This is a genomic window from Citrobacter sp. Cm038, assembly GCF_030333105.1.
Lineage (GTDB): Bacteria > Pseudomonadota > Gammaproteobacteria > Enterobacterales > Enterobacteriaceae > Citrobacter > Citrobacter murliniae.
Genome location: NZ_JAOWGO010000025.1, coordinates 42,399 through 63,064 on the forward strand (window position 1 = coordinate 42,399; position 20,666 = coordinate 63,064).

At 51.0% G+C, this 20,666-nt stretch carries 17 protein-coding genes and 1 pseudogene; 11 read left to right on the forward strand and 7 right to left on the reverse strand.

Features of this window, described 5'->3' with window-relative positions:
* Positions 1-11: 11 nt before the first annotated feature.
* Positions 12-803 (forward strand): endonuclease VIII, encoded by a 792-nt coding sequence (gene nei, locus OGY01_RS19730; RefSeq protein WP_045441090.1) that lies wholly within the window; start codon positions 12-14, stop codon positions 801-803.
* Here the strand turns inward: nei and OGY01_RS19735 are convergent.
* The 3 genes and pseudogenes from OGY01_RS19735 to OGY01_RS19745 all read right to left on the reverse strand — a co-directional run bounded on the left by OGY01_RS19735 (position 800) and on the right by OGY01_RS19745 (position 3,573).
* Positions 800-1,846 carry an AbrB family transcriptional regulator gene (locus tag OGY01_RS19735; protein WP_048221839.1) on the reverse strand — a complete coding sequence of 349 codons (1,047 nt, stop codon included), beginning with the start codon at positions 1,844-1,846 and terminating at the stop codon, positions 800-802. The two genes, nei and OGY01_RS19735, sit on opposite strands and share 4 nt — an antisense overlap.
* Before the next feature lie 129 nt (positions 1,847-1,975).
* Positions 1,976-3,259, reverse strand: coding sequence for a citrate synthase (locus tag OGY01_RS19740; RefSeq protein WP_045441092.1), 1,284 nt, complete (start codon positions 3,257-3,259; stop codon positions 1,976-1,978).
* A gap of 206 nt (positions 3,260-3,465) precedes the next feature.
* Positions 3,466-3,573: pseudogene (locus tag OGY01_RS19745) on the reverse strand (hypothetical protein).
* A 383-nt stretch (positions 3,574-3,956) separates the two neighbouring features.
* Here OGY01_RS19745 and sdhC point away from each other — a divergent pair.
* The 9 genes from sdhC to OGY01_RS19790 all read left to right on the forward strand — a co-directional run bounded on the left by sdhC (position 3,957) and on the right by OGY01_RS19790 (position 14,981).
* A complete protein-coding gene (gene sdhC / locus OGY01_RS19750; RefSeq protein ID WP_045441093.1) occupies positions 3,957-4,361 on the forward strand; it encodes a succinate dehydrogenase cytochrome b556 subunit in 405 nt (134 codons plus the stop codon).
* The gene (sdhD, locus tag OGY01_RS19755; protein WP_045441094.1) at positions 4,355-4,702 is read left to right on the forward strand and encodes a succinate dehydrogenase membrane anchor subunit; all 348 of its coding nucleotides are present in this window, start codon (positions 4,355-4,357) and stop codon (positions 4,700-4,702) included. Before sdhC ends, sdhD begins: the two co-directional genes overlap by 7 nt.
* Positions 4,702-6,468: a succinate dehydrogenase flavoprotein subunit gene (gene sdhA, locus OGY01_RS19760; protein WP_045441095.1), complete on the forward strand. Its 1,767-nt coding sequence runs from the start codon at positions 4,702-4,704 to the stop codon at positions 6,466-6,468. The genes sdhD and sdhA overlap by 1 nt, the downstream gene beginning before the upstream one ends.
* A 15-nt stretch (positions 6,469-6,483) precedes the next feature.
* On the forward strand, positions 6,484-7,200 hold the full coding sequence (gene sdhB / locus OGY01_RS19765) for a succinate dehydrogenase iron-sulfur subunit SdhB (protein WP_045441096.1): 717 nt from the start codon (positions 6,484-6,486) through the stop codon (positions 7,198-7,200).
* A gap of 315 nt (positions 7,201-7,515) precedes the next feature.
* The gene (sucA, locus tag OGY01_RS19770; RefSeq protein ID WP_045441097.1) at positions 7,516-10,317 is read left to right on the forward strand and encodes a 2-oxoglutarate dehydrogenase E1 component; all 2,802 of its coding nucleotides are present in this window, start codon (positions 7,516-7,518) and stop codon (positions 10,315-10,317) included.
* 14 nt (positions 10,318-10,331) lie between these two features.
* The gene (gene odhB, locus OGY01_RS19775) at positions 10,332-11,555 is read left to right on the forward strand and encodes a 2-oxoglutarate dehydrogenase complex dihydrolipoyllysine-residue succinyltransferase (RefSeq protein WP_225760662.1); all 1,224 of its coding nucleotides are present in this window, start codon (positions 10,332-10,334) and stop codon (positions 11,553-11,555) included.
* Positions 11,556-11,669: 114 nt separating this feature from the next.
* A complete protein-coding gene (gene sucC / locus OGY01_RS19780; protein ID WP_045441099.1) occupies positions 11,670-12,836 on the forward strand; it encodes an ADP-forming succinate--CoA ligase subunit beta in 1,167 nt (388 codons plus the stop codon).
* Positions 12,836-13,705, forward strand: coding sequence for a succinate--CoA ligase subunit alpha (gene sucD / locus OGY01_RS19785; protein ID WP_048221836.1), 870 nt, complete (start codon positions 12,836-12,838; stop codon positions 13,703-13,705). The genes sucC and sucD overlap by 1 nt, the downstream gene beginning before the upstream one ends.
* A gap of 382 nt (positions 13,706-14,087) precedes the next feature.
* A complete protein-coding gene (locus OGY01_RS19790) occupies positions 14,088-14,981 on the forward strand; it encodes a PocR ligand-binding domain-containing protein (RefSeq protein ID WP_286493556.1) in 894 nt (297 codons plus the stop codon).
* Here the strand turns inward: OGY01_RS19790 and cobA are convergent.
* Complete coding sequence (gene cobA, locus OGY01_RS19795) at positions 14,960-15,748, reverse strand: uroporphyrinogen-III C-methyltransferase (RefSeq protein WP_286493558.1); 789 nt, start codon at positions 15,746-15,748, stop codon at positions 14,960-14,962. The genes OGY01_RS19790 and cobA overlap by 22 nt on opposite strands.
* A 406-nt stretch (positions 15,749-16,154) precedes the next feature.
* On the opposite strand from cobA, the gene OGY01_RS19800 reads away from it, so the two are divergent.
* The gene (locus tag OGY01_RS19800) at positions 16,155-17,063 is read left to right on the forward strand and encodes a LysR substrate-binding domain-containing protein (protein ID WP_045449505.1); all 909 of its coding nucleotides are present in this window, start codon (positions 16,155-16,157) and stop codon (positions 17,061-17,063) included.
* A gap of 79 nt (positions 17,064-17,142) precedes the next feature.
* Here OGY01_RS19800 and cobO read toward each other — a convergent pair whose 3' ends face one another.
* The 3 genes from cobO to glsA all read right to left on the reverse strand — a co-directional run bounded on the left by cobO (position 17,143) and on the right by glsA (position 20,611).
* Positions 17,143-17,745, reverse strand: coding sequence for a cob(I)yrinic acid a,c-diamide adenosyltransferase (gene cobO, locus OGY01_RS19805; protein WP_045441103.1), 603 nt, complete (start codon positions 17,743-17,745; stop codon positions 17,143-17,145).
* A 9-nt stretch (positions 17,746-17,754) separates the two neighbouring features.
* Positions 17,755-19,407, reverse strand: coding sequence for a class I fumarate hydratase (locus OGY01_RS19810; RefSeq protein WP_045441104.1), 1,653 nt, complete (start codon positions 19,405-19,407; stop codon positions 17,755-17,757).
* A gap of 202 nt (positions 19,408-19,609) precedes the next feature.
* Positions 19,610-20,611 carry a glutaminase A gene (gene glsA, locus OGY01_RS19815; RefSeq protein WP_286493559.1) on the reverse strand — a complete coding sequence of 334 codons (1,002 nt, stop codon included), beginning with the start codon at positions 20,609-20,611 and terminating at the stop codon, positions 19,610-19,612.
* Between the last annotated feature and the right edge of the window lie 55 nt (positions 20,612-20,666).

A 20,666-nucleotide genomic window follows, 5' to 3' on the forward strand; every position in this document is an offset into this window, starting at 1 on the left:
AGGACAGTATTATGCCTGAAGGCCCGGAGATCCGCCGTGCGGCGGATAACCTGGAGGCGGCAGTCAAAGGCAAACCTCTGACGGATGTCTGGTTTGCCTTTGAGCAGTTAAAACCGTATCAATCTCGACTGACTGGACAGAGGGTTACCCATATTGAAACCCGGGGTAAGGCATTGCTGACCCACTTTTCGAATGGTCTGACGTTATATAGCCATAATCAGCTTTATGGCGTATGGCGAGTGATTGAGACGGGGAAAATCCCGGAAACCAACCGGGTATTACGCGTCAGGCTGCAAACGCTCGATAAAACTATTCTGCTCTACAGCGCCTCTGACATTGAAATCCTTACGCCTGAACAGCTAACCAACCATCCGTTCCTGCAACGGGTTGGACCTGATGTGCTGGATCTGCGCTTAACGCCTGATGATGTGAAAGCGCGTCTGCTTTCACCTCGTTTTCGCAATCGGCAGTTTTCCGGTCTGTTCCTGGATCAGGCGTTTCTCGCGGGGTTGGGTAACTATTTACGGGTAGAAATTCTCTGGCAGGTGGAACTGACAGGGCAACATAAAGCCTCGCAACTCAGCGATGAACAGCTCGACAGGCTGGCGCATGCACTGCTCGATATTCCGCGTTTATCTTACAATACGCGCGGTCTGGTTGATGAGAATAAACATCACGGCGCGCTGTTTCGCTTTAAGGTTTTCCATCGGGACGGTGAAGCATGCGAACGTTGTGGCGGTATTATCGAGAAAACGATGCTCTCTTCACGACCTTTTTACTGGTGTCCGGGATGTCAGCATTAAGCTGGCTGCCTGGGGGCATGCTGTGAAATAAACCGCGCCACCGCCGGACCAGTCAATAAAATACTGAACAGCCGCAGGGTCTGCATCGCCATGATCAGCGCCATATCGGCGTGACTTCCTGCGGCAATCACCGCGACACTGTCCACCCCTCCCGGGCTGGTAGCCAGATAAGCGGTGAGGAAGTCGATCCGCATGTAATGCGCCAGTCCCCAGGCCATAGCCGCGCAAATCGCCATCAGTGAAAAAATAGACAACAGGATCTGTGGCAAGGGACGCAGTGCCATAAAAAAGATTTGCTTGTCAAAACCCAGACCAATTTGCCAGCCGATGGCCATGTACGCTATGGCCAGTAGCCATTCCGGCAGTTCAATCACCATTACACCGCCAGCGTTCAGCAATGCACCCACCAGCATTGGCAGCAGCATGACGCCAGAGGGGATGCGCAGTACGCGCCCGGCAATTCCGGCAACGGCGGCCAGTGCCAGGGTACTGAACAGGTTAACACTCAGTGGCGGAAACCAGATGATTTGCTCGCTGACCGTTTGCGCCAGGTCACCCATCACCAGTCGGGTGACCAGCGCCGCCGCGCCTACCACAAGTAAAACCCGCAGATACTGCATGAATGCCACCAGACGAATGTCAGCGCCATAATCCTGCGCCATGGCAACCATCGCCGCCGCTCCGCCTGGAGATGAGCCCCACGCGCCCGTATTACCGGGAAGTTTACTGTAACGTACTAACAACCAGCCTATTGCTGCACTGCTGATAAGGGTTGCCAGCAGAATGACAATCACCACCGGCCAATGCGCTGCCAGCGTCGTAAAAATGGAGCCAGTGAGGTTTTGCGCAATCATACAGCCGAGGATGGCTTGCGCACCAAGAAACGTGCAGCGAGGGGGATGCAGCGAAATACCGCGCATACTGAAAATAATACCGACGATCATCGACCCGAGCAGTAATGGCCCCGGAAGATGGATAAACAGAAAGAGCAGGGAAAGAAGAAGTGACAGTAAAAACAGTGCACTCCACTGCAAAACAGGCATCCCATACTCCTGAGTAGAATTAAGCAAGTCTCAGTAAATCATAGAGAAAGGATGAGAGGATTAACACAATGCATGTCAAGAAAAAGGGAATATGCCGGATGGTGACGCATCGCCATCCGGCAACAGGAATTAACGCTTAATGTCAGACTTAAAATCGCGTTTGTCGTAGCCGGTGTACAGCTGACGAGGACGGGCGATCTTCATGCCATCAGTATGCATTTCGTTCCAGTGAGCAATCCAGCCAACGGTACGCGCCATGGCGAAAATCACGGTGAACATGGAGGACGGAATACCCATCGCTTTCAGAATGATACCGGAGTAGAAGTCTACGTTCGGGTAGAGTTTCTTCTCGATGAAGTACGGGTCATTCAGTGCGATGTGCTCAAGCTCCATGGCCACTTCCAGCAGGTCATCTTTGGTGCCCAGCTCTTTCAGAACTTCATGACAGGTTTCACGCATAACGGTGGCGCGTGGGTCATAGTTTTTATAGACACGGTGACCAAAGCCCATCAGACGGAAAGAATCATTCTTGTCTTTCGCGCGGCGAACAAATTCCGGAATGTGTTTAACCGAGCTGATTTCTTCCAGCATCTTCAGTGCGGCTTCGTTTGCACCGCCGTGTGCCGGTCCCCACAGGGAAGCAATACCTGCTGCGATACAGGCAAACGGGTTAGCGCCAGAAGAACCCGCCGTACGTACGGTAGACGTAGAAGCGTTCTGCTCGTGGTCGGCGTGCAGGATCAGGATACGGTCCATTGCGCGTTCCAGGATTGGATTCACTTCGTATTTTTCGCACGGCGTGGAGAACATCATGTGCAGGAAGTTACCGGCGTAGGAGAGGTCGTTACGCGGATAAACAAACGGTTGGCCGATGGAGTATTTGTAGCACATCGCTGCCATGGTAGGCATTTTGGACAGCAGACGGAAAGCAGCGATTTCACGGTGACGCGCATTATTCACATCCAGCGAGTCGTGGTAGAACGCGGCCAGTGCGCCGGTAACACCGCACATGACGGCCATCGGGTGAGAGTCGCGGCGGAAACCGTGGAACAGACGGGTAATCTGCTCATGGATCATGGTATGGCGAGTGACCGTGGTTTTGAACTCGTCGTACTCTTCCTGCGTCGGTTTTTCGCCGTACAGCAGGATATAACACACTTCCAGATAGTTGGACTCGGTCGCCAACTGGTCAATCGGGAAGCCGCGATGCAGCAAAATACCTTCGTCGCCGTCGATGAAAGTAATTTTGGATTCGCAGGATGCAGTAGAGGTGAAACCTGGGTCAAAAGTAAACATCCCTTTTGAGCCAAGGCTACGAATATCAATAACATCTTGACCGAGCGTACCTTTCAGCACATCCAGTTCAATAGCAGAGTCACCATTTAGAGTGATTTTTGCTTTAGTATCAGCCATTTACGGTCTCCTTAGCGCCTTATTGCTTATGACTGCCGGAACTTACATTTGCCTTCGTACATTGGTGAACCGTTACCAGTTTGTTATTTGGCTCGCCGCTCTGTGGTAGAGGGGACAACCTGGGTACAGAGCTATGGGCGCTTGCAGGTAAAACGGTCTGTTCATGGCGAATAAACAGCAAATCAAGAACTTAGCAATCCGAATTATTAAACCTGTCTATCACTAATAACTGTCCTGAAGGTATTGGTCAATACTTCCACACTGTTGCATAACTAAATCTCCGGTGAAAGAGTGACCCCATAACTTTTACGCATTATATGCCTTTTCTGGTGTCGTTTGTAACAACTTTGTTTAATGTTTGTCAAATCAGATGATTAAAAATTAAAATAATGTTGTTATCGTGACCTATGTCACTGTTCGGGATAAAACCCGACAAACTATATGTAGGTTAATTGTAATGATTTTGTGAACGTCCTATACTGCCGCCAGGTCTCCGGAATACCCTGCAATCCCGAGCCAACCAGCGTTGTAACGTGTCGTTTTAGCAACTGGAAGCAGTGTTTTATATGACGCGTAGTTATAGTAAGGACGCTGTCTGACCCGCACGCAGACCGGAGGAAGGAAATCCCGTCGTCTTTCAGGCTACAGGTGTCTTCATCTTCTGTACCCGAAGTCCAAAGGGAATAATAAGAACAGCATGTGGGCGTTATTCATGATAAGAAATGTGAAAAAACAAAGACCTGTCAATCTGGATCTGCAAACGATCCGGTTCCCAATCACGGCGATAGCGTCCATTCTCCATCGCGTATCTGGAGTGATCACCTTCGTGGCGGTCGGGATACTGTTGTGGTTATTGGGTACCAGCCTTTCCTCCCCTGAAGGTTTCCTCGCGGCGTCATCCATTATGAATAACTTCTTTGTGGAGTTAATTATGTGGGGAATTCTGGTCGCGCTGGCATATCACGCTGTAATGGGCATTCGCCATCTGTTAATGGATTTTGGCTACCTTGAAGAAACCCTCGAAGCAGGGACGCGTTCCGCCAAAATTTCTTTTGTTATCATTGTCGTGCTTTCACTTCTCGCAGGAGTCCTCGTATGGTAAGCAACGCCTCCGCATTAGGACGCAACGGCGTACATGACTTCATTCTGGTCCGTGCTACCGCTATCGTTCTGACGTTATACATCATCTATATGGTCGGCTTCTTCGCCACCAGCGGCGAGCTGACCTGGGAAGTCTGGACCGGTTTTTTCTCATCGGCATTCACCAAAGTCTTCACCCTGCTGGCACTTTTCTCCATCTTGATTCATGCCTGGATCGGCATGTGGCAGGTGTTGACCGACTACGTTAAACCTCTGGCCGTGCGCCTGATTCTGCAACTGGCAATTGTCGTTGCGCTGGTGGTTTACGTCATTTATGGATTTGTTGTGGTGTGGGGTGTGTAATGAAACTGCCAGTCAGAGAATTTGATGCTGTTGTGATTGGTGCCGGCGGCGCAGGTATGCGCGCGGCGCTGCAAATTTCCCAAAGCGGCCAGACCTGTGCGCTGCTTTCCAAAGTGTTCCCAACCCGTTCCCATACCGTTTCTGCGCAGGGTGGCATCACCGTTGCGCTCGGTAATACCCATGAAGATAACTGGGAATGGCATATGTACGACACCGTAAAAGGGTCGGATTACATTGGTGACCAGGACGCTATTGAATATATGTGCAAGACCGGTCCGGAAGCGATTCTGGAGCTGGATCATATGGGGCTGCCGTTTTCACGCCTCGACGATGGCACTATCTATCAACGCCCGTTTGGCGGTCAGTCGAAAAACTTCGGCGGCGAGCAGGCGGCACGTACCGCAGCGGCGGCGGACCGTACCGGTCATGCGTTGTTACACACCTTGTATCAGCAGAACCTGAAAAACCACACCACCATTTTCTCGGAGTGGTATGCGTTGGATCTGGTGAAAAACGCCGATGGCGCAGTGGTGGGTTGTACCGCACTGTGTATCGAAACCGGTGAAGTCGTCTACTTCAAAGCCCGCGCTACCGTGCTGGCAACCGGCGGGGCAGGTCGTATTTATCAGTCCACCACCAACGCCCACATCAATACCGGTGATGGTGTTGGTATGGCTATCCGTGCCGGTGTACCGGTGCAGGATATGGAAATGTGGCAGTTTCACCCAACCGGTATCGCCGGTGCAGGTGTACTGGTAACAGAAGGTTGCCGCGGTGAAGGCGGTTATCTGTTAAATAAACATGGCGAACGCTTTATGGAGCGTTATGCCCCGAATGCGAAAGACCTTGCGGGTCGTGACGTGGTGGCGCGTTCCATCATGATCGAAATTCGTGAAGGTCGTGGCTGTGACGGTCCGTGGGGTCCACACGCCAAGCTGAAACTCGACCATCTGGGTAAAGAAGTGCTGGAATCCCGTCTGCCGGGTATTCTGGAACTGTCCCGCACCTTTGCCCACGTTGATCCGGTGAAAGAGCCGATTCCGGTAATCCCTACCTGCCACTACATGATGGGCGGTATTCCGACCAAAGTGACCGGTCAGGCGCTGACGGTGAACGAACAGGGTGAAGATGTGGTGATCCCTGGGCTGTTCGCGGTAGGTGAAATCGCCTGCGTATCCGTACACGGCGCTAACCGTCTGGGCGGCAACTCGCTGCTTGACCTGGTGGTGTTTGGTCGTGCGGTTGGCCTGCATCTGCAGGAATCTATCACTGAGCAGGGTGACCTGCTGGATGCGACCGAAGAAGAGATCGATGCTTCTCTGGCCCGTCTGAACCGCTGGAACGGTAACCGCGACGGCGAAGATCCGGTAGTTATTCGCAAAGCGCTGCAAGAATGTATGCAGCATAACTTCTCGGTCTTCCGCGAAGGTGATGCGATGGCGAAGGGGCTTGAAGAGTTGAAAGCAATTCGCGAGCGTCTGAAAAACGCCCGTCTGGATGATACGTCCAGCGAGTTCAACACCCAGCGCGTTGAGTGTCTGGAGCTGGATAACCTGATGGAAACCGCGTACGCCACGGCGGTGTCCGCCAACTTCCGTACCGAAAGCCGCGGCGCGCATAGCCGCTTCGACTATCCGGAACGTGATGATGAAAACTGGCTGTGCCATTCCCTGTACCTGCCAGAATCGGAATCCATGACTCGACGTCAGGTCAATATGGAACCGAAACTGCGCCCGGCATTCCCGCCGAAGATTCGTACTTATTAATGCGGAGACAGGACAATGAAACTCGAGTTTTCGATTTATCGCTATAACCCGGATATCGATGATGCTCCGCGTATGCAGGATTACACCCTGGAAGCGGAAGAAGGGCGCGACATGATGCTGCTGGATGCATTGATGCAGCTGAAAGAAAAAGATCCGTCGCTGTCGTTCCGTCGCTCCTGCCGTGAAGGGGTGTGCGGTTCTGATGGTCTGAATATGAACGGCAAAAATGGGCTGGCGTGTATCACTCCTATTTCTGCGCTGAATCAGCCGGGCAAGAAAATTGTCATTCGCCCGCTGCCAGGTTTACCGGTCGTACGCGATTTGGTGGTAGACATGGGACAATTCTACGCACAGTATGAGAAGATTAAGCCTTACTTGTTGAATAATGGGAAAAATCCTCCTGCTCGTGAGCATTTACAAATGCCAGAGCAGCGTGAGAAGCTCGATGGGCTGTATGAATGTATTTTGTGTGCATGCTGCTCAACGTCCTGCCCGTCATTCTGGTGGAATCCGGACAAGTTTATTGGCCCGGCAGGACTGCTGGCCGCGTATCGCTTCCTGATTGACAGTCGCGATACCGAAACCGACAGCCGCCTCGAAGGTTTAAGTGACGCTTTCAGCGTATTCCGCTGCCATAGCATCATGAACTGCGTCAGCGTATGTCCTAAGGGGCTGAACCCGACGCGCGCCATCGGCCATATTAAGTCGATGCTGTTGAAACGTAGTGCGTAAGTAACAGATGCCGGATGGCGGCATAAATGCCTTATCCGGCCTACAGGTGAGTCACTGTAGGCCGGATAAGCACAGCGTCATCAGGCATGATATATGCAGGAAACCTCTAAAAACTGCCATGAATTAGAGAGCAATAATCGAGGCGTTCGGCGCGATACAAGGCGCGGTCTGAACGACGAAGATTATTAGACAGTTTTTAAAGGTTCCTTCGCGAGCCAGATTAAACAAGAGCTCGCAAGTGAACCCCGGCACGCACAGCGGTGTGCGTGGTAGTATCCACGGCGAAATAAGCATATAGATGCTTAAGGGATCACGATGCAGAACAGCGCTTTGAAAGCCTGGTTGGACTCTTCTTACCTCTCTGGTTCAAACCAGAGCTGGATAGAACAGCTCTATGAAGACTTCTTAACCGACCCTGACTCGGTAGATGCTAACTGGCGTTCGACGTTCCAGCAGTTACCTGGTACCGGAGTCAAACCGGATCAACTCCACTCAAAAACACGTGATTATTTCCGTCGACAGGCGTTGGTTACCCCACGTTATTCTTCTTCTATCTCCGACCCTGATGCCAATGTGAAGCAGGTTAAAGTCCTGCAGCTCATCAACGCATATCGTTTCCGTGGTCATCAGCATGCGAATCTCGATCCGCTGGGGCTGTGGCAGCAAGAGAATGTGGCCGATCTGGACCCAACTTTCCACGATCTGACTGATGCTGATTTCCAGGAAAGCTTTAACGTTGGTTCTTTTGCCGGCGGCAAAGACACCATGAAGCTGAGCGACCTGGTTGAGGCGCTGAAACAAACCTACTGCGGCCCTATTGGTGCCGAGTATATGCACATCACCAGTACCGAAGAAAAACGCTGGCTTCAGCAGCGTATCGAATCTGGTCGTGCCGCATTCAGCAGCGAAGAGAAGAAACGTTTTCTCAGCGAACTGACCGCAGCAGAAGGCCTGGAACGCTATCTGGGCGCGAAGTTCCCGGGTGCAAAACGCTTCTCGCTGGAAGGCGGCGATGCGTTAATTCCGATGCTTAAAGAGATGATTCGCCATGCCGGTAACAGCGGCACGCGCGAAGTGGTTCTGGGCATGGCGCACCGTGGCCGTCTGAACGTGCTGGTCAACGTGCTAGGTAAAAAACCACAGGATCTGTTCGACGAATTTGCAGGCAAACATAAAGAACACCTCGGTACGGGTGATGTGAAGTACCACATGGGCTTCTCATCTGATATCGAAACCGAAGGCGGTCTGGTTCACCTGGCGCTGGCGTTTAACCCGTCGCATCTGGAAATCGTCAGCCCGGTGGTTATCGGTTCCGTTCGCGCGCGTCTGGACAGACTGGACGAGCCGAGCAGCAATAAAGTGTTGCCGATCACCATTCACGGTGACGCCGCAGTGACCGGACAGGGCGTAGTTCAGGAAACCCTGAACATGTCGAAAGCGCGTGGTTACGAAGTGGGCGGTACCGTTCGCATCGTTATCAATAACCAGGTCGGCTTTACAACGTCTAACCCACTGGATGCACGCTCTACGCCGTATTGCACTGATATCGGTAAGATGGTCCAGGCGCCTATTTTCCACGTCAATGCGGATGATCCGGAAGCCGTCGCTTTCGTGACCCGTCTGGCACTGGATTTCCGTAATACCTTTAAACGTGATGTCTTCATCGATCTGGTGTGCTACCGCCGTCATGGCCATAACGAAGCCGACGAGCCGAGTGCGACCCAGCCGCTGATGTATCAGAAAATCAAAAAGCATCCGACTCCGCGCAAAATCTACGCTGATAAGCTGGAAGCCGATAAAGTCGCAACGCTGGAAGATGCCACCGAAATGGTCAACCTCTATCGTGACGCGCTGGATGCCGGCGAATGCGTAGTGAAAGAGTGGCGTCCAATGAACATGCACTCCTTCACCTGGTCGCCGTACCTCAACCATGAATGGGATGAAAACTACCCGAGCAAGGTTGAAATGAAGCGTTTGCAGGAACTGGCAAAACGCATCAGTACTGTACCAGAAGCGGTTGAAATGCAGTCGCGCGTTGCCAAGATTTACGGCGACCGTCAGGCGATGGCAGCAGGCGAGAAGCTGTTCGACTGGGGTGGTGCTGAGAACCTGGCTTACGCAACGTTGGTTGACGAGGGCATTCCGGTACGACTGTCTGGTGAAGACTCAGGTCGCGGTACCTTCTTCCACCGCCATGCAGTTATTCACAACCAGGCAAACGGTTCTACCTACACGCCACTGCAGCATGTGCATAACGGTCAGGGCACATTCCGCGTTTGGGACTCCGTGCTGTCTGAAGAAGCGGTACTGGCATTCGAATATGGTTATGCCACAGCAGAGCCGCGCACGCTGACTATCTGGGAAGCGCAGTTTGGTGACTTTGCCAACGGTGCGCAGGTTGTTATCGACCAGTTCATCTCCTCTGGTGAGCAGAAATGGGGTCGTATGTGTGGCCTGGTGATGCTGCTGCCACATGGCTACGAAGGGCAGGGACCAGAGCACTCTTCCGCACGTCTTGAGCGTTATCTGCAACTTTGTGCTGAGCAAAACATGCAGGTGTGCGTTCCGTCTACCCCAGCACAGGTTTACCACATGCTGCGTCGTCAGGCGCTGCGCGGTATGCGTCGTCCGCTGGTGGTGATGTCGCCGAAATCATTGCTGCGTCATCCGCTGGCGGTGTCTACGCTCGACGAACTGGCTAACGGTACGTTCCTGCCAGCCATTGGCGAGATAGATGAACTTGATCCGCAAGCCGTGAAGCGCGTCGTGATGTGTTCTGGTAAGGTTTATTACGACCTGCTGGAGCAGCGCCGCAAGAACAACCAAAAAGATGTCGCCATTGTGCGTATCGAACAGCTCTATCCGTTCCCGCATAAAGCGGTACAGGAAGCGCTGAAACCTTTTGCTCATGTGCATGATTTTGTCTGGTGCCAGGAAGAGCCGCTCAACCAGGGCGCATGGTACTGCAGCCAGCATCATTTCCGTGAAGTGATTCCATTTGGGTCTGCTCTGCGTTATGCAGGTCGCCCGGCCTCTGCCTCTCCGGCAGTAGGATATATGTCCGTTCACCAGAAACAGCAACAAGATCTGGTCAATGACGCGCTGAACGTCGATTAAATAAAGGATAAATAATGAGTAGCGTAGATATTCTTGTTCCCGACCTGCCTGAATCCGTAGCAGATGCAACGGTTGCAACCTGGCACAAAAAACCGGGCGATGCAGTACGTCGTGACGAAGTACTGGTAGAAATCGAAACTGACAAAGTGGTACTGGAAGTACCGGCATCAGCGGACGGTATTCTTGATGCAGTTCTGGAAGATGAAGGGACCACGGTCACTTCTCGCCAGATCCTTGGTCGCCTGCGTGAAGGCAATAGCAGTGGTAAAGAGACCAGTGCTAAATCTGAAGAGAAAGATTCTACCCCGGCACAGCGTCAACAGGCGTCTCTTGCCGAGCAGAATAACGATGCCCTGAGCCCGGCGATCCGTCGCCTGCTGGGTGAGCATAATCTCGAAGCCAGTGCCATCAATGGTACCGGTGTCGGTGGTCGTATCACGCGTGAAGATGTTGAAAAACATCTGGCTAAAGCTCCGGCAGCAAAAGCGGAAGCGAAAGCCCCGGCAGCGGCGCCTGCAGCACAGCCTGCACTGGGTGCTCGCGGTGAAAAACGCGTACCGATGACCCGTCTGCGTAAGCGCGTAGCTGAGCGTTTGCTGGAAGCGAAAAATTCGACAGCAATGCTGACGACGTTCAACGAAGTCAACATGAAGCCGATTATGGATCTGCGTAAGCAGTACGGCGACGCGTTCGAAAAACGTCACGGTATCCGTCTGGGCTTTATGTCCTTCTACGTTAAAGCGGTTGTTGAAGCGCTGAAACGCTATCCTGAAGTGAACGCTTCTATCGATGGCGATGACGTGGTGTACCACAACTACTTTGATGTGAGCATGGCGGTATCTACGCCGCGCGGCCTGGTAACTCCGGTTCTGCGAGATGTGGATCTGCTGGGTATGGCTGACATCGAGAAAAATATTAAAGAGCTGGCAGTAAAAGGTCGCGACGGCAAGTTGACGGTTGAAGATCTGACGGGTGGTAACTTCACCATCACTAACGGTGGTGTGTTCGGTTCCCTGATGTCTACGCCAATCATTAACCCGCCGCAGAGCGCCATCCTGGGTATGCATGCCATCAAAGATCGTCCGATGGCTGTAGACGGCAAGGTTGAAATCCTGCCGATGATGTATCTGGCGCTGTCTTATGACCACCGTTTGATTGATGGTCGTGAGTCAGTAGGCTTCCTGGTGACCATTAAAGAGTTGCTGGAAGATCCAACGCGTCTGCTGCTGGACGTGTAGTACCTGAGAGTATCACCTGCCCTGTAGGCCGATAAGCGTTGCGCCATCCGGCATGAAAAACGCAACGGCCTACAGGTTTAAAGATAACGATTACCTGAAGGATGGACAGAACACATGAACTTACATGAATATCAGGCAAAACAACTTTTTGCCCGCTATGGCTTACCGGCACCGGTGGGTTATGCCTGTACTACTCCGCGTGAAGCCGAAGAAGCCGCATCAAAAATCGGCGCAGGCCCGTGGGTAGTGAAATGTCAGGTTCACGCTGGTGGCCGTGGTAAAGCGGGCGGTGTGAAGGTTGTTAACAGCAAAGAAGACATTCGCGCTTTTGCTGAACACTGGCTGGGCAAACGTCTGGTGACCTACCAGACAGATGCCAACGGTCAACCGGTAAATCAGATTCTGGTTGAAGCTGCGACCGACATTGGTAAAGAACTTTACCTCGGTGCAGTAGTTGATCGCAGCTCCCGTCGTGTGGTCTTTATGGCCTCTACCGAAGGCGGCGTGGAAATCGAAAAAGTAGCGGAAGAAACCCCGCACCTGATCCATAAAGTGGCGCTCGATCCGCTGACGGGTCCAATGCCGTATCAGGGCCGTGACCTGGCGTTCAAACTGGGTCTGGAAGGTAAGCAGGTTCAGCAATTCACCAAGATCTTCATGGGTCTGGCGACCATTTTCCTTGAGCGCGACCTGGCGCTGATCGAAATCAACCCGCTGGTGGTGACCAAACAAGGCGACTTGATCTGCCTCGATGGCAAACTGGGTGCTGACGGCAACGCACTATTCCGCCAGCCGGATCTGCGTGAAATGCGCGACCAGTCTCAGGAAGATCCGCGTGAAGCTCAGGCTGCACAGTGGGAACTGAACTACGTCGCGCTGGACGGTAACATTGGTTGTATGGTTAACGGCGCTGGCCTTGCAATGGGCACCATGGACATCGTTAAACTGCACGGTGGCGAACCGGCTAACTTCCTTGACGTGGGCGGCGGCGCAACCAAAGAACGCGTGACCGAAGCGTTCAAAATTATCCTCTCTGACGACAACGTGAAAGCCGTTCTGGTTAACATCTTTGGTGGCATCGTGCGTTGCGACCTGATCGCTGACGGTATCATCGGCGCGGTAGCGGAAGTTGGTGTTAACGTTCCGGTGGTTGTGCGTCTGGAAGGTAACAACGCCGAACTCGGCGCGAAAAAACTGGCTGACAGCGGCCTGAATATTATTGCAGCGAAAAGTCTGACGGATGCAGCTCAGCAGGTTGTTGCCGCAGTGGAGGGGAAATAATGTCAGTTTTAATTAATAAAGATACCAAGGTTATCTGCCAGGGCTTCACCGGTAGCCAGGGGACATTCCACTCTGAACAAGCGATTGCTTACGGCACGCAAATGGTTGGTGGTGTAACGCCGGGTAAAGGCGGTACAACTCACCTGGGCCTGCCAGTGTTTAACACCGTGCGTGAAGCGGTTGAAGCCACCGGCGCGACTGCGTCTGTTATTTATGTACCGGCTCCGTTCTGCAAAGACTCCATTCTGGAAGCCATCAACGCAGGTATTAAACTGATTATCACCATCACTGAAGGCATCCCGACGCTGGATATGCTGACCGTGAAAGTGGCGCTTGATGAAGCGGGCGTGCGCATGATTGGGCCGAACTGTCCTGGCGTTATCACCCCAGGCGAATGCAAAATCGGCATCATGCCGGGTCACATTCACAAGCCGGGTAAAGTGGGTATCGTTTCTCGTTCTGGTACGTTGACCTATGAAGCGGTTAAGCAGACGACTGACTATGGTTTCGGCCAGTCTACCTGCGTAGGTATCGGTGGTGACCCGATCCCTGGCTCAAACTTTATCGACATCCTGAAACTGTTCCAGGAAGATCCGCAGACTGAAGCGATCGTGATGATCGGTGAGATCGGCGGTAGCGCGGAAGAAGAAGCGGCGGCGTACATTAAAGATCATGTGACCAAGCCAGTTGTTGGCTACATCGCGGGCGTGACCGCGCCGAAAGGCAAACGTATGGGGCACGCGGGTGCGATTATCTCTGGTGGTAAAGGTACGGCTGATGAGAAATTCGCCGCACTGGAAGCAGCGGGGGTGAAAACCGTGCGCAGCCTGGCCGATATCGGTGAAGCGCTGAAAACTGTGATTAAGTAATTCTCAAAAAGTAGTAATAAAGCCCGACCCCTTCGTGCAACCGGCTGTATGCGTTGTGCGAAGGACGCAGGGCTGGTCCGTTTTCGACATGGTTGGCCATCTGATGATGGCCTTTTTTATGTCTTTTTCGTTTTTTGTTCCTGCCGAATATCTGTAACCCGTCACCCGTTCTCTGAAGGCAGAATATAATAAATTAAAAGATGGCCCAGTGACGCAGTCGTACTCACCGCGCTATTGTGGTTAAGACGACACATTATTCATCTTGCAATTTGATCATAATCATCTTCATAAATAAGATTATTTTTTGCGGTAAGCATCATTCTTTCTTTAGGCTAAATTCTGCATATTACCGGCTTAAATATCATGAATGCCGGAGGAAGGCGTGCCGCTGAAAATTCAGGATGACTACTTGCAGAGTTTTTTCTCTATAGCTGAGATCTTCTCTGGTGCGACCGGATTAGCAACGGTAGTCGTTGATGTTACAGGTAAGGCAATATCTGATTGTCATGGCTTCAATTCATTTTGTTCATTAATGCGTACCAATGAACTGTATCGCCCGAGTTGTCAAAAGTGTGATAAGTATTGTGCTTTTGAGGGGTTAAAGCAGGTTAAACCCAGAATACTCTGCTGTTATGCAGGATTAAGCCTATTCTCAATGCCGTTAATCCATGAGGGCAATCTGTACGGCTTTATTATTTGTGGTCAGGTACGGGCAAAACATCAGGAATATAAAACAATTGTGATTGATGACAAACCACAATGGATGAATGAACCTCGGATAAAAGCTGAGTGGGAACGGGTTACTGTAGTGGATAATAACACACTGGTGGCATCGGCAAATTTACTGAGGTTTATTGTTGATAACTTTGAACATCAGGAACAACAGGTTGATGCTTCCTTCGGATCGCAAATTAATACTATTCGCCCATATTATACGGAGCTTTCTCGTCACGAGAGAAAACTATCAGCGGCACTTCGCTATATTGATGATAATTTATATGGTGAATTATCTCTGGAGACTGTGGCAGCGCACGTTTGTTTAAGTGCGAATTATTTCAGTCGTTTTTTTAAGAAACGTCAGGGTGTTAATTTTAAAATCTGGGTGAATCAGAAAAAAATGCAAAAGGCGGGGGAGTTATTGCACGACCCTGTTCATTCGATAGACAGCATTGCCCGGAAACTTCACTACGCACAAACCAGTTATTTTTGCCGCGTATTCCGGGCAGCCCATCAAACGTCACCTCAGTCTTTTCGTCACGCCAGACTCTCGCAGTAAAGGTTTTCCGGCAGCGTGATGGCTTCGGGAATAAAAGAGAGTCGATCGCTGAGGGTGACGACATCACCAATGACGATAAGCGCAGGTGGCACAACGTTTGCCTCCTGTGCTTTATTCAATAATGCACCGAGCATACAGGTCAGGCGGCGCTGATTTTCCCGCGTGGCAGACATGATAACGGCGGCGGGCGTGTCTGCCGATTTTCCGCCCATCAACAGTTCTTCGCAGATAAATGCCAGGTTGGCGATACCCATCACGATAACCAGCGTACCGTTGAGTCTGGCTAACTGACGCCAGTCCTGCTGCTGGTTGCCTTCTCGTGTATGGCCTGTCACTACGTGAAACCCGGATGCGAAATCGCGGTGAGTGACCGGAATACCGGCGCAGGCAAGGCCGCCAATGGTGGAACTGATACCGGGCACGACTTCAAATGGAATCCCGATCTCTACGAGTCCCTCAACTTCCTCAGCTCCACGACCAAAAACATAAGGATCACCGCCTTTTAAACGCACGATGTTGTCATGCGTTTCAGCGTACTGAATAAGCAGTAAGTTGATTTCATCTTGTGGCACACAATGAAAGCCAGGGGTTTTTCCGACATTGACAAGTTTACACTCAGCGGATGCCCATTCCAGAATTTTAGGATTGACCAGACGATCGTAAATAATGACATCAGCTTGTTTAATGCACATCATCGCTTTGAGGGTGAGTAATGAAATATCACCGGGACCTGCTCCGACGAGCCAGACCTTTCCGAAAGTTTTCACATTGTGTCCTTTATCACGGCTAACAAAAAAATGGCAGAAACTACATTGCGGAATGATTAAAAGCAGTCGTTTGCCCATAAGTTATAACGCTAAATTGTCCTAAATTATCGCAGGGACAATATTGATTAAACTCGCAAAGTTTTTTCTGCAATAAACAAGATAACATGAAAAATTATTAAGAACTTATTGGCACTATTTGCCTGGATTTAACCTTATTTAAATTGTGTTTATTGCTGTGCTTGAGTATTATTGGTTAATATTTATCCGCCGCCAGTGTGAGTAAATCATGGATTGGATCAATGACATCAATGGACAAAATAAAATATAACTCTCGATGCTCATCTGGGTGAATCGAATTATTTTTTATAAATTAAACTATTTTTGTACGCTGCATATGGAAGAGGTTATGAGAGGAAAAATACCCAAGACGGAGTTGCTGGTAACTTTTGAAGTGGTTGCGCGTCATGAAAGTTATACCCGGGCGGCAGAAGAGCTTGCTCTGACACAAAGCGCAGTTTTCCGCCAGGTTAATGCTCTGGAAGATTTTCTCAATACATCGTTATTTAATCATGCCAAAAAGCGCATTTTTTTAAATGCGGCTGGGAAACATTATTTAAGTATTGTTAAGGAAACGCTAAACAAACTTGAACGTGATACGACAACAATAATGACCTGGCAACCGACCGTGCAGGTTATCGAACTGGCGGTTAATCCTACCTTCAGTACACATTGGTTGATCCCCAACCTGCGCGAATTCAACAAACTTAACCCTGATATTATCGTTAATATCCATTCTTTGGCGAATATCGGTGATTTTCTCAATCGTGAGTATGATGCCGCGATCATGCGGGAAGATTTTTACTCGCCATGGTCAGAGGTTGAGTATCTTTTTGAAGAGGAAATTTTGCCGGTATGCAGCAGATGTCTGCTCTCTGAATCCAATCAGAAACTGGCTGTCGATGATCTGCTAAATGAGTTTACCCTGTTGCACCAAAGCACGCGTATCAAAGGCTGGCAGGAGTGGTTTGCGCTGTCCAATGTCAGTAGCCCACTGGTGAATAAAGGTCCGCGTTTTGATTTATTGTCGATGCTGATCGCCGCCGTGCGTTCTAATTTGGGCGTGGCTCTGTTACCCCGTTTTGCTATTCAGCACGATCTGGACAGTGGTGATATGGTCATTCCCTGCGACGTTCCTATGCGTACCGGGAACCGTTTCATTATGACGTGGCGTGAAGAAAAATCGGAATCCCTGCATTTACAGATTTTCCGCAACTGGTTATTGAATAAATCCGTGGTCTCTAAAGTGGGCTGCTGATACCGGATGATAACGCCGGTCTGCTATCTGAAGAAATGGTAGGCCGGATAAGCGAACATGTTATCCGGCAAAAGTCTCGTTACCAGTCGATCCCGACCTGTGCCTGAATACCACTATCAAACGCGTGCTTAACCGGGCGAATTTCACTCACCGTATCGGCAAGTTCCAGTAATTGCGTGTGGCATCCACGTCCTGTGACGATCACGCTCTGTTCTGCAGGGCGATTCTCGATAGCGCTGATAACCTCCTGCGTATCCAGATAGTGATAAGCCAGCATATAGGTGAGTTCATCCAGCACCACCAGGTCGTAATGTGCATCGGCTAGCATGCGCTTACTTTCCTGCCAGACCGCTGTTGCCGCCTCGATGTCGGCTTCCCTGTTCTGGGTTTCCCAGGTAAAACCGGTACCCATAATATGAAATTCAACACCGAGCGGCTGTAACGTGTTGTACTCGCCATTATCCCACTGGCCTTTAATAAACTGCGCGATGCCAACGGTTTTTCCGTGACCTACCGCGCGCGTTGCCGTCCCAAAGGCTGCGGTGGATTTACCTTTACCGTTGCCGGTGAAGACTATCAGAATTCCTTTCTTCTCCGTTGCCGCCGCCACGCGGGTATCAACCTGTTCTTTCAGTTTCTGTTGGCGCTGGCGGTGTCTGTCATTGTTGACTCGCGCTTCCATTGTTGCTCCTTATTTCCCTGCCGGACAGGTTGAGCAGCGATGTTGCTGTTCAAACTGACTGAAGAAGTTATTGCCCTTGTCATCCACCAGCACAAAGGCCGGCATGTTTTCGACTTCCATCATCCAGACCGCTTCCATGCCGAGTTCCGGATACTCAAGGCAGCGCAGGCTTTTCACGTACTGCTGTGCGAGTAAGGCTGCTGCGCCTCCTATGCTGCCAAGGTTAAATCCGCCATGCGTGTGGCAGGCATCGGTTACCTGCTTGCTGCGGTTGCCCTTTGACAACATGATCAGACTGCCACCCGCTGCCTGGAAGGCATCGACGTACCCATCCATGCGCCCGCCGGTGGTGGGACCCATTGAGCCACAAGCCTGATTATTTGGGGTTTTTGCCGGGCCAGCGTAATAAACGATATGGTTTTTCATGTACTCCGGCATCGGTTCGCCGTTATCCAGACGTTCTTTGATTTTTGCGTGGGCGATATCACGGGCGACGACAATCGGGCCACTTAGCGATAGTCGGGTTCCAATCGGCAGTGTGGACAGATCATGCAGAATGTCGCGCAACGGGCGGTCCAGATTGAGCTGTACGGTCTGAGCACCATTTTCTACGCGGTGAGAATCGGGAATGAATTTGCCCGGATTATGTTCGAGTTTTTCCAGCCAGATACCCTGTTTATTAATCTTGGCTTTAATATTGCGGTCAGCAGAGCAGGAGAGTGCCATAGCGATAGGGCAGGAGCCGCCGTGGCGTGGCAGGCGAATAACACGAATATCGTGCGCAAAGTATTTGCCGCCAAATTGTGCGCCGATGCCAAACTCACGGCTGGCATTGAGAAGAGTGGCTTCCAGTGCCGTATCGCGGAACGCCTGACCCAATTCGTTCCCGCTGGTGGGCAGGTTATCGTAATATTTAGTTGATGCCAGTTTTGCGACTTTCAGCGCCTGATCGGCAGACAGACCGCCAACGACAAATGCAATGTGATATGGCGGGCAGGCGGCTGTTCCCAGTGATTTCATTTTATCAATCAGGAAGGCAGTGAGTTTTTCCGGTTGTAAAATTGATTTGGTTTCCTGGTACAGCGCTGCTTTGTTAGCTGAGCCACCACCTTTGTTGACGAACAGGAACCGGTATTCATTACCCGGGGTGGCGCTAATGTCGATTTGGGCGGGCAGGTTAGTCTGAGTATTGACCTCGGAATACATATCCAGCGGTGCGTTTTGCGAATAGCGCAGGTTGTTTTCCGTGAATGTGGCATATACGCCATGGCTTAATGCTTCGGCATCATCACACCCGGTCCAGACATTCTGCCCTTTGCTTGCCACAATGGTTGCGGTCCCTGTATCCTGGCAGTTAGGCAATACGCCTTTAGCCGAAACCTCTGCATTGCGCAGTAGCTGGAGTGCGACGTATTTATCATTACTGCTGGCCTGCGGATCGTGCAGAATACTGGCGATCTGTTTCAAATGTCCGGCGCGCAGGAAAAATGAAGCTTCATAAAATGCCTGCTGTGCCAACAGGGTTAACGCCTCGGGCGCAACCTTGATCACTTCCTCTCCGTCTAACTCTGTTACCGTAACGTGTTGGTTACTGAGTAATTCGTATTCTGTATTATCTTTACTCTGAACAAAGAGTTCCTGCCAGACAAATGGTTTAGACATAGTACTTCTCACCTTTTCGTGTTTTGCCGATACACGTCATCCTTCACGCTGCCTCTTTGTTGGCTGTCTGCGTTCACCCCAGTCATTTACTTATGTAAGCTCCTGGGGTTCACGTAGTTGCCGCTTTGATGCAGCTTGAATTATTTTGTGTATAAATTTCGAGCCTGATTTCAATACCAGATAAGCGTTATCTGGCGTTGGCTTAATGCGCTAAAAAGACATTGGATTTTGTCGCGTCGGCGACATATTCGATGGTTTTCTGGGCGCGAACGCTGTTGCCCGCTTCATCCAGCGGTGGGGAATAGACGGCAATCGCATATTCACCTGGGACGACCGCAACCATTCCGCCGCCGACACCGCTCTTTGCCGGAACGCCGACGGTGTACAGCCACTTACCACTGCCGTCGTACAGCCCGGCAATCGCCATTTCCGCCAGCACCTGAGGTACATAACTTTCATTCAGCAACTGCTTGCCGTTAAACGGAGATTTACCTTTGTTGGCGAGTACGGCACCCATTTTGGCCAGTTGCTCAACGGTGATATCCACGGAACACTGACGGGTATAAATTTCGACGGCTTCATCCGTGTTGCCATAAAAGCTGTTATAGGATTCCATCAGTTTCGCCAGAGCCTGGTTGTGCTGATTGGTCTCCATTTCGGATTTGAAAACAGGTTCGTTAACAGTGAGACTTGCATCTGCCCACGCGTTCAGGTTGTCGAGGATTTTGTTCCAGCGGTCGGTTTTATCTTTGGCTTCAATCAGGCTAACGGTGCTCATCGCGCCTGCGTTAACCAGTGGGTTTTCCGGCGCGCCTTTGGTCAGTTCGACGGCTAAGCCTGAATTGAATGGCATGCCGGTGGCATTGGCACCGAGTTTATCCAGAACAACCTGAGGGCCGTGCTGTTCCATGGCGAGCGCCATGGTGAAAACTTTACTCAGTGATTCCATCGGGAATGCTTTTTTAACATCGCCAACCTGGAAGATTTTTCCGTCAACCGTTGCGATGGTGATAGCAAAATTGTTGGGACTGTAGGTCGCGAGGGCAGGGATATAGTCGGCGACTTTTCCGTCATTGTTACTTTTGTATTTCTGATGCGCCTGTTCGATAAGTCTGGCGTAGTCCGGCGTGGTTTGCGCGAATGTGGTTGCGCTAAATAATACGCTGAAGGAAAAAATACCCACGCCGAGAAGAGTTTTATTCATGGTGCATTCCTGTTGGTGTGCTCATCATGGTGCCGGAGGGCGGCTTACCACCTTC

Bases quoted from the DNA above. Each gene is read 5' to 3' on its own strand.
- nei (WP_045441090.1), top strand. From the start codon at position 12: ATGCCTGAAGGCCCGGAGATCCGCCGTGCGGCGGATAACCTGGAGGCG.
- OGY01_RS19735 (WP_048221839.1), bottom strand. From the start codon at position 1,846: ATGCCTGTTTTGCAGTGGAGTGCACTGTTTTTACTGTCACTTCTTCTT.
- OGY01_RS19740 (WP_045441092.1), bottom strand. From the start codon at position 3,259: ATGGCTGATACTAAAGCAAAAATCACTCTAAATGGTGACTCTGCTATT.
- sdhC (WP_045441093.1), top strand. From the start codon at position 3,957: ATGTGGGCGTTATTCATGATAAGAAATGTGAAAAAACAAAGACCTGTC.
- sdhD (WP_045441094.1), top strand. From the start codon at position 4,355: ATGGTAAGCAACGCCTCCGCATTAGGACGCAACGGCGTACATGACTTC.
- sdhA (WP_045441095.1), top strand. From the start codon at position 4,702: ATGAAACTGCCAGTCAGAGAATTTGATGCTGTTGTGATTGGTGCCGGC.
- sdhB (WP_045441096.1), top strand. From the start codon at position 6,484: ATGAAACTCGAGTTTTCGATTTATCGCTATAACCCGGATATCGATGAT.
- sucA (WP_045441097.1), top strand. From the start codon at position 7,516: ATGCAGAACAGCGCTTTGAAAGCCTGGTTGGACTCTTCTTACCTCTCT.
- odhB (WP_225760662.1), top strand. From the start codon at position 10,332: ATGAGTAGCGTAGATATTCTTGTTCCCGACCTGCCTGAATCCGTAGCA.
- sucC (WP_045441099.1), top strand. From the start codon at position 11,670: ATGAACTTACATGAATATCAGGCAAAACAACTTTTTGCCCGCTATGGC.
- sucD (WP_048221836.1), top strand. From the start codon at position 12,836: ATGTCAGTTTTAATTAATAAAGATACCAAGGTTATCTGCCAGGGCTTC.
- OGY01_RS19800 (WP_045449505.1), top strand. From the start codon at position 16,155: ATGAGAGGAAAAATACCCAAGACGGAGTTGCTGGTAACTTTTGAAGTG.
- cobO (WP_045441103.1), bottom strand. From the start codon at position 17,745: ATGGAAGCGCGAGTCAACAATGACAGACACCGCCAGCGCCAACAGAAA.
- OGY01_RS19810 (WP_045441104.1), bottom strand. From the start codon at position 19,407: ATGTCTAAACCATTTGTCTGGCAGGAACTCTTTGTTCAGAGTAAAGAT.
- glsA (WP_286493559.1), bottom strand. From the start codon at position 20,611: ATGAATAAAACTCTTCTCGGCGTGGGTATTTTTTCCTTCAGCGTATTA.